At 73.2% G+C, this 12,790-nt stretch carries 10 protein-coding genes and 1 CRISPR repeat array; of the genes, 6 read left to right on the top strand and 4 right to left on the bottom strand.

What is annotated here, in order from left to right; all coding sequences use genetic code 11:
- Nucleotides 1–4: 4 nt before the first annotated feature.
- Nucleotides 5–825: direct repeats of the CRISPR family, unit length 28 nt; unit sequence GGATCATCCCCGCTCGCGCGGGGTTTAC.
- Between the two features lie 226 nt (nt 826–1,051).
- From G446_RS0113815 to galK, 4 genes are all read right to left on the bottom strand, one after another.
- Nucleotides 1,052–2,506: an ABC transporter permease gene (locus tag G446_RS0113815; protein WP_034470896.1), complete on the bottom strand. Its 1,455-nt coding sequence runs from the start codon at nt 2,504–2,506 to the stop codon at nt 1,052–1,054.
- Nucleotides 2,503–3,282, bottom strand: coding sequence for an ABC transporter ATP-binding protein (locus G446_RS0113820; protein ID WP_026410562.1), 780 nt, complete (start codon nt 3,280–3,282; stop codon nt 2,503–2,505). The genes G446_RS0113815 and G446_RS0113820 overlap by 4 nt, the downstream gene beginning before the upstream one ends.
- The gene (locus G446_RS0113825; protein ID WP_026410563.1) at nt 3,279–4,334 is read right to left on the bottom strand and encodes an efflux RND transporter periplasmic adaptor subunit; all 1,056 of its coding nucleotides are present in this window, start codon (nt 4,332–4,334) and stop codon (nt 3,279–3,281) included. Before G446_RS0113825 ends, G446_RS0113820 begins: the two co-directional genes overlap by 4 nt.
- A 127-nt stretch (nt 4,335–4,461) precedes the next feature.
- Nucleotides 4,462–5,757, bottom strand: coding sequence for a galactokinase (gene galK / locus G446_RS0113830; protein ID WP_026410564.1), 1,296 nt, complete (start codon nt 5,755–5,757; stop codon nt 4,462–4,464).
- 180 nt (nt 5,758–5,937) lie between these two features.
- Between galK and G446_RS18220 the strand changes: the two genes are divergently transcribed.
- From G446_RS18220 to G446_RS18230, 6 genes are all read left to right on the top strand, one after another.
- On the top strand, nt 5,938–6,504 hold the full coding sequence (locus tag G446_RS18220; RefSeq protein ID WP_051286034.1) for a 2'-5' RNA ligase family protein: 567 nt from the start codon (nt 5,938–5,940) through the stop codon (nt 6,502–6,504).
- 7 nt (nt 6,505–6,511) lie between these two features.
- Nucleotides 6,512–7,501 carry a YihY/virulence factor BrkB family protein gene (locus G446_RS18225; RefSeq protein WP_051286035.1) on the top strand — a complete coding sequence of 330 codons (990 nt, stop codon included), beginning with the start codon at nt 6,512–6,514 and terminating at the stop codon, nt 7,499–7,501.
- A complete protein-coding gene (locus G446_RS0113845) occupies nt 7,498–8,655 on the top strand; it encodes a mannose-1-phosphate guanylyltransferase (RefSeq protein WP_051286036.1) in 1,158 nt (385 codons plus the stop codon). Before G446_RS18225 ends, G446_RS0113845 begins: the two co-directional genes overlap by 4 nt.
- A 110-nt stretch (nt 8,656–8,765) precedes the next feature.
- Nucleotides 8,766–9,866: a BMP family lipoprotein gene (locus tag G446_RS0113850; RefSeq protein WP_026410566.1), complete on the top strand. Its 1,101-nt coding sequence runs from the start codon at nt 8,766–8,768 to the stop codon at nt 9,864–9,866.
- Nucleotides 9,867–9,960: 94 nt separating this feature from the next.
- On the top strand, nt 9,961–11,532 hold the full coding sequence (locus G446_RS0113855; RefSeq protein WP_026410567.1) for an ABC transporter ATP-binding protein: 1,572 nt from the start codon (nt 9,961–9,963) through the stop codon (nt 11,530–11,532).
- Complete coding sequence (locus G446_RS18230; protein ID WP_051286037.1) at nt 11,529–12,788, top strand: ABC transporter permease; 1,260 nt, start codon at nt 11,529–11,531, stop codon at nt 12,786–12,788. The genes G446_RS0113855 and G446_RS18230 overlap by 4 nt, the downstream gene beginning before the upstream one ends.
- The last annotated feature ends 2 nt before the right edge of the window (nt 12,789–12,790 follow it).

A 12,790-nucleotide genomic window follows, 5' to 3' on the forward strand; every position in this document is an offset into this window, starting at 1 on the left:
TTGAGGATCATCCCCGCTCGCGCGGGGTTTACCCCTATGACACGCGGACGGAGGAGATCTCCATCGGATCATCCCCGCTCGCGCGGGGTTTACGAAACGCTACATCCTGCTACACTCACTGTGCTCGGATCATCCCCGCTCGCGCGGGGTTTACCGGAGGGCCTCGCGGAGGGCCTCACGGGTGACGGGATCATCCCCGCTCGCGCGGGGTTTACGGACGGCGGGGCCGGGCTGATAGTGGGGGTTAAGGATCATCCCCGCTCGCGCGGGGTTTACCTCCGCAACCCTGTCAACCCTCCGAGGTCTGTCGGATCATCCCCGCTCGCGCGGGGTTTACGTCGGCTTCGGATTGGTACTCACTAGACAAGCGGGATCATCCCCGCTCGCGCGGGGTTTACAATGTGGCGTAGGTTACGTTATCTATTTTTGACGGATCATCCCCGCTCGCGCGGGGTTTACAATTTCCATACTCCCAACCCACCCTCGCGCGGGGGATCATCCCCGCTCGCGCGGGGTTTACGTGAGGACCGCGTGGGCGTCCTCGTACAGACGAGGATCATCCCCGCTCGCGCGGGGTTTACCGTCACACACAGTATGTTTCGGCCAGCCGAAACGGATCATCCCCGCTCGCGCGGGGTTTACCGGGTTTGCTACTCACGCATGCACATAACAGCGGGATCATCCCCGCTCGCGCGGGGTTTACTTGCTACTCACGCATGCACATAACAGCGTTATCGGATCATCCCCGCTCGCGCGGGGTTTACCGGGGCGGGGGTTCATTGTTCGGTTCCTCTCGGGGATCATCCCCGCTCGCGCGGGGTTTACGCTTGCGGATCGTTGGTATCCCAACGAACCCGTAGTCTATCAGACCCCCGCCGCCTTCACTGCCGACCCAGGGCCCGCTCCGCCGGGTCGCCGTAGCGTCGCCGTCGTTCGGGGCGGCGCCTCTCCACTGCCGGACGTGCTGGACGCGACTCGGCCACCGCGGGTCTTCCCGGCCCCGGTCCGGGAACCGCTCCGACACGCCCAGACGAGTGGCAGCGTCATCCGGCTAGAAGCGGATCGCGTCGATCGGGCGGATCCGCACCGCCACGAACGCGGGGATGATCCCCGCCAGGGCTCCGACCCCGGATGCCGCCACCAGTCCGATGAGCGCGGCGGACATGGGGAAGGGCGGGTTGTCCGGCACCGGGATATCCAGAATGGCGCTCAGTGGCACCACCCGCAGGGCCACCACCGCGATGCCGACGCCGACGATGCCGGCCACGACCGTCGCCACCACCGACTCCAGCATGATCGAGAAGAAGATCCGGCGGCTCGTCGCGCCGAAGGAGCGGCGCACCCCGATCTCGTGGATGCGCTGGCGCACCGTCACCAGGGAGATATTGACCAGCCCCAGCGCCCCCAGCACCATGACGAAGACGCCCGCGCCGGAGACCACGGAGGTGAAGGCCCCCGTGCTCAGGTTCGCATTGGCGGACTGCAGATTGTCGGTGACCTGGGTCGAGCCCTGCCCGAACTGGGCGTCAAGATTGTCCTTGGCCCGCTGCTTGATCTCACTGACCCCCGCCGCCCCGGTCCAGATCTCCAGGGACGGGGCGGGGCGCGCGGCATGGGAGGGCAACTGCTGCTCGTAGGAGGAGTTCAGGACGAACGCGGACAGCGTCTGCGGGCAGGGCACCGTATTGCCCTCGGCGTCGGTCGTCGTGCAGTAGGACAGGTCCTCGGGCTTGAGCACCCCCACGATCGTGTAGGTGGTGCGCGTCGGTTCGTAGGAGGCGACCGTGAGCGGGCCGGAGAGGGAGCCCACCCCCAGGGCGTCGAGGAACCCCTGGGAGACGACCAGCGACGGGGACATGTCATCGGCGTCGTCCGAGCGCAGCCAGCGCCCCTGGGTCACCTGCGTGTGGTGGATCAGGCCGTAGCCCGTGCTGACGGCCTGGGTGCGCACCTGGCGGGGGCCGTCGGGGAAGGCGAAGCGGATGGAGGTGTCGTAGGTCGTCGCCCAGGAGTTGATCTCATAACGGTCCACGAAGGAGCTCATCGCCTGAGAGATGCGGATGGAGGTGTCCGGCGACGACGCCCCGGCCCCGCCGGTCCCGGCCGCACCGGCGGCCCCGGCCACTCCGGCTCCGCCGGATCCGGCCTGGCCCTCCGCGGCCGAGCCCCCGGAGCCCGCCCCCGCCTGGCCGCCGGAGCCGGCGTCCCCGGAGCCGGCGTCGTCCCCGGAGTCGTCGTCGGCCGGACGGCTCACGCCCCGCCAGGTGGGGGAGACGCTGATCGTCAAGGTGCCGGGGCGTCCGCTGTACTGCTCCATGACGGCGTTGACCGCGGAGACCGACACCTGGCCGACGGCGATGACGAAGGACATGGCCGCGACCGCGGCCGCCACCCCCACCAGGGACAGCAGCACCCGCAGCTTGCCGATCCGCAGCTGCGCCCACGCCTCGATAACGGCGCCGGTCAGGCCCGTGAACACGCCCCCCAGTCCCGTGAAGAGTCTCATCGTGGACCTCCCGATATCGATGCGGCGGCGGGCGCCGTCTGGACCTCGCCGAACTCCTCCAGCGAGCCCACTCGGCGGCGGGTGACCGTGATCGGCGTGAGCACGCCGTTCTCCAGGCGGTACTGGGTGTGGGCCCGGCCGGCCACGGCCAGGTCGTGGGTGATGATGATGAGCGCCGCGCCGGTCTCATGGCACTGCCTCTCGAGCAGGTCCATGACGACGGCGCCCGTGTCGACGTCGAGGGCGCCGGTGGGCTCGTCGGCCAGGATCACCCCGGGCCCGCGGGCCAGCGCCCGGGCGATGGCGACGCGCTGCTGCTCCCCGCCCGACAGCCGGCCTATGGACATCCCGGCCTTGTCCTTCAGCCCCACCGCCTCCAGCAGCTCCCGGGCGCGGGAGCCGCGCCGCCAGAAGGCGGCGCCGTGGTCGTACAGGAGCGGCGCCGCGACGTTCTCCGTCGTCGTCAGCCCGGCGATGAGGTTGAAGGACTGGAACACGAATCCGAAGGTCTGCCCGCGCAGGTGGGCGCGGCGGCTCTCGCCCAGGCCCGCGACGTCCACCCCGTTCAGCTGGTACCCGCCGGAGGTGGGCACGTCGATGAGGCCGAGGATGTTGAGCAGCGTCGACTTGCCCGTGCCGGACCGGCCGACGACGGCCACGTGCTCGCCGGGGCGCACGTCGAGATCGACGCCGGTGAGGATCCTCAGCGGCGGGGCGCCGGGCACCGAGAAGGTCCGGGTGATGCCCCGCAGGCGCAGCAGGGGGGCCGGTGTCACCGGATCTCCTTGCCGTTCTCGTCGTAGCACACCGAGTTGTCGGGCTCGCAGCTGCTGGGCGTGCCGTTGCGCACGATGTCCTTGCCGGGCACGAAGAGCAGGATCGTCTCGCCCTCGGTCAGCCCGTCGGTGACCTGGATGTTCGTGCCGTCGTTGATGCCCAGGGAGACCTGGCGCTGCTCGGTGGTCGCGGGATCGGCCGGGTCGGGGACCACCCAGACGATGCCGGTGGACACCGAGCCCTCGACGGCGGTGACGGGCACGAGCAGCGCCCCGGTGGCGCTGCCCGCGTCGATGCCGATGGTCACCGACAGCCCCGCGAAGACCTTCTGCTCGGACGGCACCGGGCAGCGGACCTCCACGCTCGTGCCGTCCCCCGTGGTCGTCGTCGTGCTGCCGTCCTGGCCGGTGGTCGTCGACGTGGTGGGCTTCGTGCCGATGGTCAGGTCGGAGCAGGAGAAGGGGGCGGGGCCGCCCTCGACGCTCAGGGTCGCCGACGTCGGGGCGCTGGTGAGCCGGTACTGCTGGGAGGCGCTGATGGTGCCGGTCGCCGAGTAGGTGTCGGGCGTGACGGTGGCGATCACCATGCCGACGGTGGTGTCCTGGTTCGCGATGACGTTGAAGGAGACGGTGCCGGTCGTCGGGGCGTAGACGGTGTCCCAGGTGACCTTGTCGGGAACCTCCGTCTGGGTGGTGTTCCCCTCCTCGTCGGTGGTGACCTTCGGCTGCTGCGGCTCGACCTTCTTGAGGTAGACCAGGGGCGCCCCCTGCGTGATGTGCCCGCCCTTCTCGACCCCGAAGGAGTCGACGACGCCGGTGAGCGTCGCCTTCGCCTCGACGGCCTTGTCCTGCACGATCTTCCCCTTGACCTCCACCGTGCTGGAGATGTCGCCGACCGCGACCGTCGTCGTCTTCGTGCTCAGCTGGTAGCCCGGGGTGATGTCTGCGGTGGCGGAGTCGCCCTGGTCGGGGAAGAAGGCGATCTTGGCCAGGGCGACGGCGACGACGACGGCGATGAGGACCTTGAGGGCGGGCATGATGTAGCGCTTCACGGAGTCCTCCACGGCGAAGGGGGGCGAGGGATGTGACGGGGCCAGGCTAAGGGCTCCCGCCGCGCCGGCGGATCCTCCTGGAGAAGGCCCGCGAATCCTCCCGGAGGATGAGGAGGGGCCGGCCGCCTCAGGCCAGGCGGCCGGCGGGGGCCGAGGGCACGGCGTCGAGGAAGGCCGGCGGGGTGAAGCCCTCCCGGGCGTAGGCCGCCACGACGGCGCGGGCGACGGCGTCGACGGCGTCGGCGTCCACCAGGGCGATCGCGGAGCCGCCGAAGCCGCCGCCCGTCATGCGGGCCCCGTGGGCCCCCGCCGCCCGCGCCGCCTCCACGGCCGCATCCAGCTCGGGGCACGTGCACTCGTAGTCCGCGCGCAGGGACTCGTGGGAGGCGTCCATGAGCTCGCCCGCGCGGGCGAGCTTGTCCCCGGCCAGCGGGCGGCCGTCGCGCAGCAGCGCGACCAGGTCGCGCGTGCGCTCGATCTCCGTGACCACGTGGCGGGTGCGCTTGACCAGCTCGGCGGCGTCGGGCTCGCCGCAGGCGGCCAGGTCGGCCAGACGCTCCTCCAGGTCGGCCGCCTCCAGGTCCGCCAGCAGCTCGACGCCCAGGATGCGGGCCGCCTTCTCGCAGGCCGCCCGTCGGGCCCCGTACTGGCCGTCGACCAGGGAGTGCCTGGCCCGGGTGTCGATGACCAGCAGGGCCAGGCCCGCCTCCGCCAGGTCGAAGGGCACCCGGCGGGCCCGCCCGGTGCGGCAGTCCAGCTCCAGGGCGCGGCCCGCGGCGGCGCGCAGGGACGCCGCCTGGTCCAGGCCGCCCGTGGGGGCTCCCGCCATCTCGTTCTCCGCCCTCACGCAGGCGGCGGCCAGGCGGGCCCGGCCCTCGTCGTCGGGCTCGTCGGCCGTGCCGGCCAGCCCCAGGTCATTGACCTCGTCCAGGGCGACGGCGGTGGCCGCCTCCAGCGCCGCGGAGGAGGACAGGCCCCCGCCCAGCGGCACGCACGAGTGCAGGGCCGCGTCGAAGCCGGCCAGCGGCCCCAGGCCGTCGCGCTCCAGCGCCCAGGCGACGCCCGCCACGTAGGCGTTCCAGTGGCGCACCTCGCCCGGCGTGCCCTTGGGGCCGATGACGTCGAGGTCGAGGACGTCCACCGAGTCCCGCGTCTGCGAGGAGACCAGGCGCACGGTCCGGTCGTCCCGGCGGCGCAGCGCCAGATGGGCCCGGTGCGGCAGGGCGATCGGCAGGGCCAGCCCGCCGTTGTAGTCGGTGTGCTCGCCAATGAGATTGACGCGCCCGGGCGCGTACCACACGCCGTCGGGTTCGGCGTCGAAGGCCTCGCGGAAGAGCGCCGCGGCCGCGGCGACCCCCTGAGCGGGTGCGAGGGCGGGGGAGAAGACGGGAGCGGCGACGTCGTCGGAGCCAGAGTACTGCATGGGCCCATTGTGCCCCAACCTCGAGCGCACCACGTCACAACCCCGTGTCACGCCGGTCGTCGGGTGGGACCACCGTCCCGGTGCGGGATAGGGTGCGCAGATGGGGGCCGCGCCCGTCGGGCGCCCGCACCCGGATCCGCTGCCGCTCCTGCGCTCGCGCCGCCACATCACGGAGGAACCATGGACGTCCCCACGGCCGGACCGTCTCAGTGCGTCCTGGGCGTGACCCTGCCCGTGCCCGAGCCCTGGGCCGCCCGCATCCGGCTCGTGCGCTCCGACGCCGGTGACCCCCTGGCCCTGGCCGTGCCCCCCCACATCACCCTCCTGCCCCCCACGCTCATCGCGCTCGACGCGCTCGGCGCGGTGATCGCCCACGTGCGCGCCATTGCGGAGCGGGCCGCCCCCTTCGTCGTCGAGCTGCGCGGGGCCGAGACCTTCCGGCCCGTCAGCGCCGTCGCTTACCTGGCCCTGACCCGGGGGGCGCGGGACTGCGCGGGCCTGGAGGGGGCGCTGCGCGCCGCCGGCGGCCCCCTGGCCGTCCCGGTGCGCTTCCCCTTCCACCCCCACGTCACCCTCGCCCACGACGTGGGGGACGAGGCCCTGGAGGCCGCGCGCGCCGAGGCCGCCGGCATTGAGGCCCGCTTCGTCGTCGACCGCATCCACCTGCACCGCCTGGCCCCCGACGCCACCTGGGCCCGGCTCGACGCCCCGCCGCTGCGCGGGCCCGCCGCCCCCGCCGCCCTGTGAGGACGCCATGACCCGCTTCGCTGCGCTCGCCGAACGCGTCAAAGCCCTCCTGGGGCGCTGCCGGCGCACCCGCGCGGGCCGCGCCCTGGCCCGCTACTCCGACGGCCGCGGCCCGCTCCTGGCCGGGGGCATCGCCTACACCGGCCTGTTCTCCGTCTTCGCCGCCCTGACCATCGGGGTGAGCCTGCTCATGGTCGCCATCGGCCGCCGCCCCGCCATGAGGCGGGCCACCCTGGATGCGGTCGACTCGATGCTGCCGGGCATGATCGACGACGGCACCGGCACGGGACTGGTGAGCATCGACCAGCTCACCCTGGATTCGGCGGTCAATCCGGGCTCCGTCCTGGCCGCCGGCGCCCTGCTGTACTCCGCCCTGAGCCTCATGGGCGCCCTCGCCAGCGGCATCCGGGCCATGTTCGGCCTGGCGACGGCGCATCCGGGCGGCCCGCTCCGGGCCCAGGCGCGCAACCTCCTGGGCTTCGCCGTCATCATGGTCTCCGTCCTGGTCACCGCCGCGGCCTCCATCCCCACCACCGCCCTGGCCGGCGCCGGCTCGCTGCCGGACTGGCTGACCGGGCCCGGCGCGAGGCTGATCGCCCTGTTCGTCTCCTTCCTCATCGACGCCGGCGTCCTGGCCCTGCTCATCCGCGTGTGCGGGGTCAGGGCGCCCCGCGGGGACCTGCTCCAGGGGGCGGGTCTGGGCGCCCTCGGCTTCGGGATCCTGCGTCAGACGGGCACCGGGGCGGTGGGGGCCGCGGCGAGGGGGAACCCGATGCTCGCCCCCTTCACCGCCATGATCGTGCTCATCCTGTGGCTCCACCTGGCCTGCCGCGTCGTGCTGTACGCGTGCGCCTGGACCGCCAACCCGCCGCTGCCCCGGCCCGTCGCCCGCCCCGACGGGGCCGGCGCCGACCACCGGCCCAATTACGCGAGCCTCTCGGCGCCCCCGGGCCGCGGGCCGGGGGCCGGTGCGCCTACCGCTAGCCTGGACCCGTGAAGGACCAGCACCGCCAGCGCCGCGACGACCGCCCCATCCACGCCATCATCCCCGCCGGGGGGGCGGGCACCCGGCTGTGGCCGCTGAGCCGGCGCGCGCGCCCCAAGTTCCTCCTCGACCTCACCGGCGCGGGCCGCTCCCTCCTCCAGGGCACCGTCGCCCGCCTGGAGCCGGTGGCCGCCTCGATCAGCGTGGTCACCGGGGCCGCCCACCTGGCCGCCGTCGCCGACCAGCTGCCCGGCCTGCCGCGCGAGAACCTGCTGGCCGAGCCCGCCCCGCGCGACTCCATGGCCGCCATCGGCCTGGCCGCCGCCGTCATCGCCGCCCGTCACGGCCGCGGGGCGATCGTCGGCTCCTTCGCCGCCGACCACGCCATCGCCGACGAGGCCGCCTTCGTCGGCGCCGTGCGCCAGGCGGCCGCGCTGGCGGAGGCGGGGTGGGTGGCCACCATCGGCATTGAGGCGAGCGGCCCGTCGACCGCCTTCGGCTACATCCACTGCGGGGGCCCGGCCGGGGTCGCCGGCGCCCCCGACGGGCGGCGCGTCCTGGCCTTCACCGAGAAGCCCGACGCGGCGACGGCCGCCGCCTACCTGGCCGCCGGCGACTACCGCTGGAACGCCGGCATGTTCGTGGCCCGCGCCGGCGTCCTGCTCGACCACCTGGCCGCCCGGCGGCCCGCGCTGGCGGCGGGCGTGGAGGCCATCGCCGCCGCCTGGGACGGCCCCGAGCGCGAGGAGGTGCTCGCCGCCACCTGGCCGGGCCTGGAGCCGATCGCCATCGATCACGCCATCGCCGAGCCGGTCGCCGCCGCCGGGGGGGTGGCCACCGTGCCCGCGTCCATGGGCTGGGACGACGTCGGCGGCTTCGACGCCCTGGCCGGGCTCGTGCCCGCGCGCACGGCCGGGGCGGCGGCGGGGGTCGCCGTCCTCGACGACGCCGCGGGCGGCGGGCCGGGCGCCGACGTCGAGGCCGTGGACTCGCCCGGGGCCCTGGTGGCCTCGACCACAGGCCGCAGGGTCGTGCTGCTCGGGGCGGCGGGCCTGGTCGTCGTCGACACCCCCGACGCCCTGCTCGTCACGACGCCGGCGCGCGCGCAGGCCGTCAAGGGGGTCGTCGACCGCCTGGGGGCCGAGGGCCGAACCGAGCTGCTGTGAGCGCCGCGGATGCCGGCGCGGGGGAGGGGGAGATCCGTCTATCCTGGTGCGAAGGTCGTCCGAACGCCCCGTCCGGACGACGTCTCCTCACACCACGGAGAGTCACAGTGATGAAGAAGTCCCACCCCGCCATCGCCCTGGGCCTGGCCACTGTTCTCAGCCTCGGCCTGGCCGCCTGCGGCTCCGCCCCGACCAGCTCGGCCTCCTCATCCGGGGGCTCGGGCACCACCTCGGACTTCAAGGCCTGCATGGTCTCCGACGAGGGCGGCTTCGACGACCAGTCCTTCAACCAGTCCGGCAAGGAGGGCCTGGACCGGGCCGGTGCCGACTTCGGCATTGAGACCGTGGCCGTGGAGTCCAAGAGCGCCGCCGACTACCCGACGAACGTCGACTCCCTCATCCAGCAGGAGTGCAACCTCATTATCGGGGTCGGCTTCAACCTGGCCGACGACATGACCAAGGCCGCCAAGCAGAACCCCGACGTCCGGTTCGCCCTCATCGACGCCCAGTTCACCGAGGCCGGCCTGCCCAACGCCAAGCCCCTCATCTTCAACACCGCCGAGGCCGCCTACCTGGCCGGCTACGCCGCCGCCGGCACCACCAAGACCGGCAAGGTCGCCACCTACGGCGGCCAGGCCATCCCCACCGTCCAGATCTTCATGGAGGGCTTCGCCAAGGGCGTGGAGAAGTACAACGCGGACAACGGCGCCTCCGTCCAGGTCCTGGGCTGGGATCCGGCCAACCCCTCGGGCGGCTCCTTCGTGGGCGACTTCTCCAACACCGCCAAGGGCCAGCAGCTCACCGAGCAGTTCCTGTCCCAGGGCGCCGACATCATCATGCCCGTGGCCGGCCCGGTCGGCCAGGGCACCCTGGCCGCCGTCAAGGCCGCCGGGGGCGACTCCAACGCCATCGTCTGGGTCGACGCCGACGGCTACCTGACCACCGGCAAGGACGGCGGCGCCCCCTACATGCTCACCTCCGTCATCAAGGAGATCGGCACCGCCGTCTACGACACCGTCGATGAGGCCCAGCGGGGCGCCTTCTCCGCCACCCCCTACGTCGGCACCCTGGGGAACCAGGGCGTGGCCCTCGCCCCCTACCACGACTGGGACTCCAAGGTCTCGCCCGAGCTCAAGACCAAGATCGACGAGCTCAAGAAGCAGATCGTCGACGGGACGCTGGACGTGTCCACCGCCTACGACCCCTCCTGAGGCCCGTCCCCGGCGGCCGGTCGCGCCGGCCGCCGGGCGGGAATCTCCACCGTTTCCCACCAGCCCCGCCCACCACCGACGGAAGCGAGCACACGTGCAGCTCGAGCTACGCGGGATCACGAAGACCTTCGGGCCGCTCGTGGCCAACGACCACATCGACCTCACCGTCGAGCCCGGTCAGATCCACGCCCTGCTGGGCGAGAACGGCGCCGGCAAGTCCACCCTCATGAACATCCTGTACGGCCTGTACCGGGCGGACGAGGGCGAGATCCTCATCGACGGCGAGCCCGTGACCTTCTCCGGGCCGGGCGACGCCGTGGCCGCCGGGATCGGCATGGTCCACCAGCACTTCATGCTGGTGCCGGTCTTCACCGTCGCCGAGTCCGTGGCCCTGGGCTACGAGCCGGTCGGGCCGATGGGGATCATCGACGCCGCGGCCGCGGCCGCCAGGGTCCGCGAGATCTCCGAGCGCTTCGGCTTCGACGTCGACCCGGCCGCCCGCATCGAGGACCTGCCCGTCGGCGTCCAGCAGCGCGTGGAGATCATCAAGGCCCTGGCCCGCGAGGCCCGGGTGCTCATCCTCGACGAGCCCACCGCCGTGCTCACCCCCCAGGAGACCGACGAGCTCATGGGGATCATGCGCGACCTCAGGGCCGCGGGCACCTCCATCGTCTTCATCACCCACAAGCTGCGCGAGGTCCGCGAGGTGGCGGACACGATCACCGTCATCCGCCGCGGCGCCGTCGTGGGCACCGCCGATCCCTCCGCCCCGGCGGGCGAGCTCGCGGGACTCATGGTGGGCCACGACGTCTCCCTGAGCGTCGACAAGGCCCCGGCCCGCCCCTCCGGCGCCGGCCTGGTCCTGGAGGGCGTGAGCCTGGTGGCCGACGGCGCCGTCCTGCTCGACGACATCAGCCTCGAGGTGGCCTCCGGCGAGATCCTCGGCGTGGCCGGGGTCCAGGGCAACGGCCAGACCGAGCTGGGGGAGGTGGTCCTGGGCCTGACCCGGCCGACGGCCGGATCCATCCGCTTCGGCGAGCGCGACGTCACCCGCCTCGGCGTGCACCGGCGCCTGGGGGCGGGCCTGGGCTTCGTGCCGGAGGACCGCTCCACCAGCGGCATGATCGCCGACTTCTCCGTGGCCGAGAACATGATCCTCGACCGCTACGACGACCCGGCCTTCGGGACCGGGCCGGCCCTGAGCCCCGCCAGGATCCGCGCCAACGCCCAGAGGCTGCGCGAGGAGTTCGACGTGCGCGTCACCGACGTCGCCGACCCCATCTCGACCCTGTCGGGCGGCAACCAGCAGAAGGCGATCCTCGCCCGCGAGCTGTCCCGGGACCTGAGGGTCCTCGTCGCCTGCCAGCCCACCCGCGGCCTGGACGTGGGATCCATCGAGTTCGTCCACGGGCGCATCGTGGCCGAGCGCGACGACAACGGCACCGCCGTCCTCATCATCTCCAGCGAGCTCGACGAGATCTACTCGCTGTCCGACCGCATCGCGGTCATGTACCGCGGCAGGATCGTCGGCGTCGTCGGCCCGGACACGCCCCGCGACGTCCTGGGGCTCATGATGGCCGGAATCCCCGGGGACGAGGCCCTGGCCCGCCGCGACGACGCCGACGCCCCCAGCACCAGCGCCACCAGCACCGAGGAGAGCCGATGAGCGAGTCCGCCCAGTCCGACGCCGAGACGGACGAGCCCGCGGGCCCCGACGGGCCCGACGTTCTGCGTCGGATCGCCGAGTCCAACGCCCTCATGGGCGCCCTGGCCGTCTTCTCCGCCGCGGTCGTGGGCAGCGTCCTCATCCTCGTGGCCGACTCCCGGGTGCGCGCCACCGCCGGCTACTTCCTGGCCCGGCCCTCCGACTTCTTCGGCGCCGCCGGCTCCCTGCTGACCAGGGCCTACTCCGCCCTCGTGCGCGGCGGCGTCTTCGACTGGCAGGCCGCGACGACGGCCCGCATGTGGCGGCCCGCCACCGAGACCCTCACCGTCTCCGCCCCCCTCATCCTGGCGGGCCTGGGCATGGCGGTGGCCTTCCGCGCCGGGCTGTTCAACGTGGGCGGGCAGGGGCAGATCATCGTGGGGGCCATGGCCGGCGGCTACGTCGGCTTCGCCTGGAGCCTGCCGGCGGGGGCGCACATCGCGGCCGCCATGGCCGCGGCCGCCGCCGGCGGGGCCCTGTGGGCCGGAATCGCCGGCGTCCTCAAGGCGACGACGGGCGCCAGCGAGGTCATCACGACCATCATGCTCAACTCCATCGCCGGCTACCTCCTCATCCACGCCCTGACCACCCGCGCCTTCAAAGGCGACAACACCAACCCCAAGTCCCTGACGGTCAAGGACGGCGCCCAGTACCCGCTCCTGCTGGGCGACTCCTTCCGCCTCCACCTGGGCTTCGTCGTCGCCCTCGTCGCGGCCCTGCTCGTGTGGTGGCTCATGGAGCGCAGCGAGTTCGGCTTCCAGTTCCGGGCCACCGGCTCCAACCCGCAGGCCGCCCGCACCGCCGGGATCGGCGTCCCGCGCGTCACCGCCCTGGTCATGGTCGTCTCCGGGGCGCTGTGCGGCCTGGCCGCCACCGGCCCCGTGCTCGGCACGCAGCACAACCTGACCACCTCCATCGCCGGGTCCGTCGGCTTCGACGCCATGACGGTGGCCCTGCTCGGCCGGTCCCGGCCGCTGGGCACGGTCCTGGCCGGGCTGCTCTTCGGCGCCCTGACCGCCGGGGGCACCGCCATGCAGACGACCACCGGCACCAATGTCGACATCGTGCTCGTCCTGCAGTCGACCATCGTCCTGTTCATCGCGGCGCCCCCGCTCGTGCGCGCCATCTACCGCCTGCCGGCGCCGGGGTCGCGGAGGCGCCGCGCCCGCCGCCCCGCCGCGACCGATACGCCCGCCGCGCCCGCCCGGGAGGCCTGAGC

It is taken from the genome of Actinomyces dentalis DSM 19115 (assembly GCF_000429225.1).
GTDB classification, from domain to species: Bacteria; Actinomycetota; Actinomycetes; order Actinomycetales; family Actinomycetaceae; genus Actinomyces; species Actinomyces dentalis.

What these genes read in the sequence shown, in the direction of transcription:
- G446_RS18220 (WP_051286034.1), top strand. Translation starts at nt 5,938, where the DNA reads ATGGACGTCCCCACGGCCGGACCGTCTCAGTGCGTCCTGGGCGTGACC.
- G446_RS18230 (WP_051286037.1), top strand. Translation starts at nt 11,529, where the DNA reads ATGAGCGAGTCCGCCCAGTCCGACGCCGAGACGGACGAGCCCGCGGGC.
- G446_RS0113850 (WP_026410566.1), top strand. Translation starts at nt 8,766, where the DNA reads ATGAAGAAGTCCCACCCCGCCATCGCCCTGGGCCTGGCCACTGTTCTC.
- G446_RS18225 (WP_051286035.1), top strand. Translation starts at nt 6,512, where the DNA reads ATGACCCGCTTCGCTGCGCTCGCCGAACGCGTCAAAGCCCTCCTGGGG.
- galK (WP_026410564.1), bottom strand. Translation starts at nt 5,757, where the DNA reads ATGCAGTACTCTGGCTCCGACGACGTCGCCGCTCCCGTCTTCTCCCCC.
- G446_RS0113815 (WP_034470896.1), bottom strand. Translation starts at nt 2,506, where the DNA reads ATGAGACTCTTCACGGGACTGGGGGGCGTGTTCACGGGCCTGACCGGC.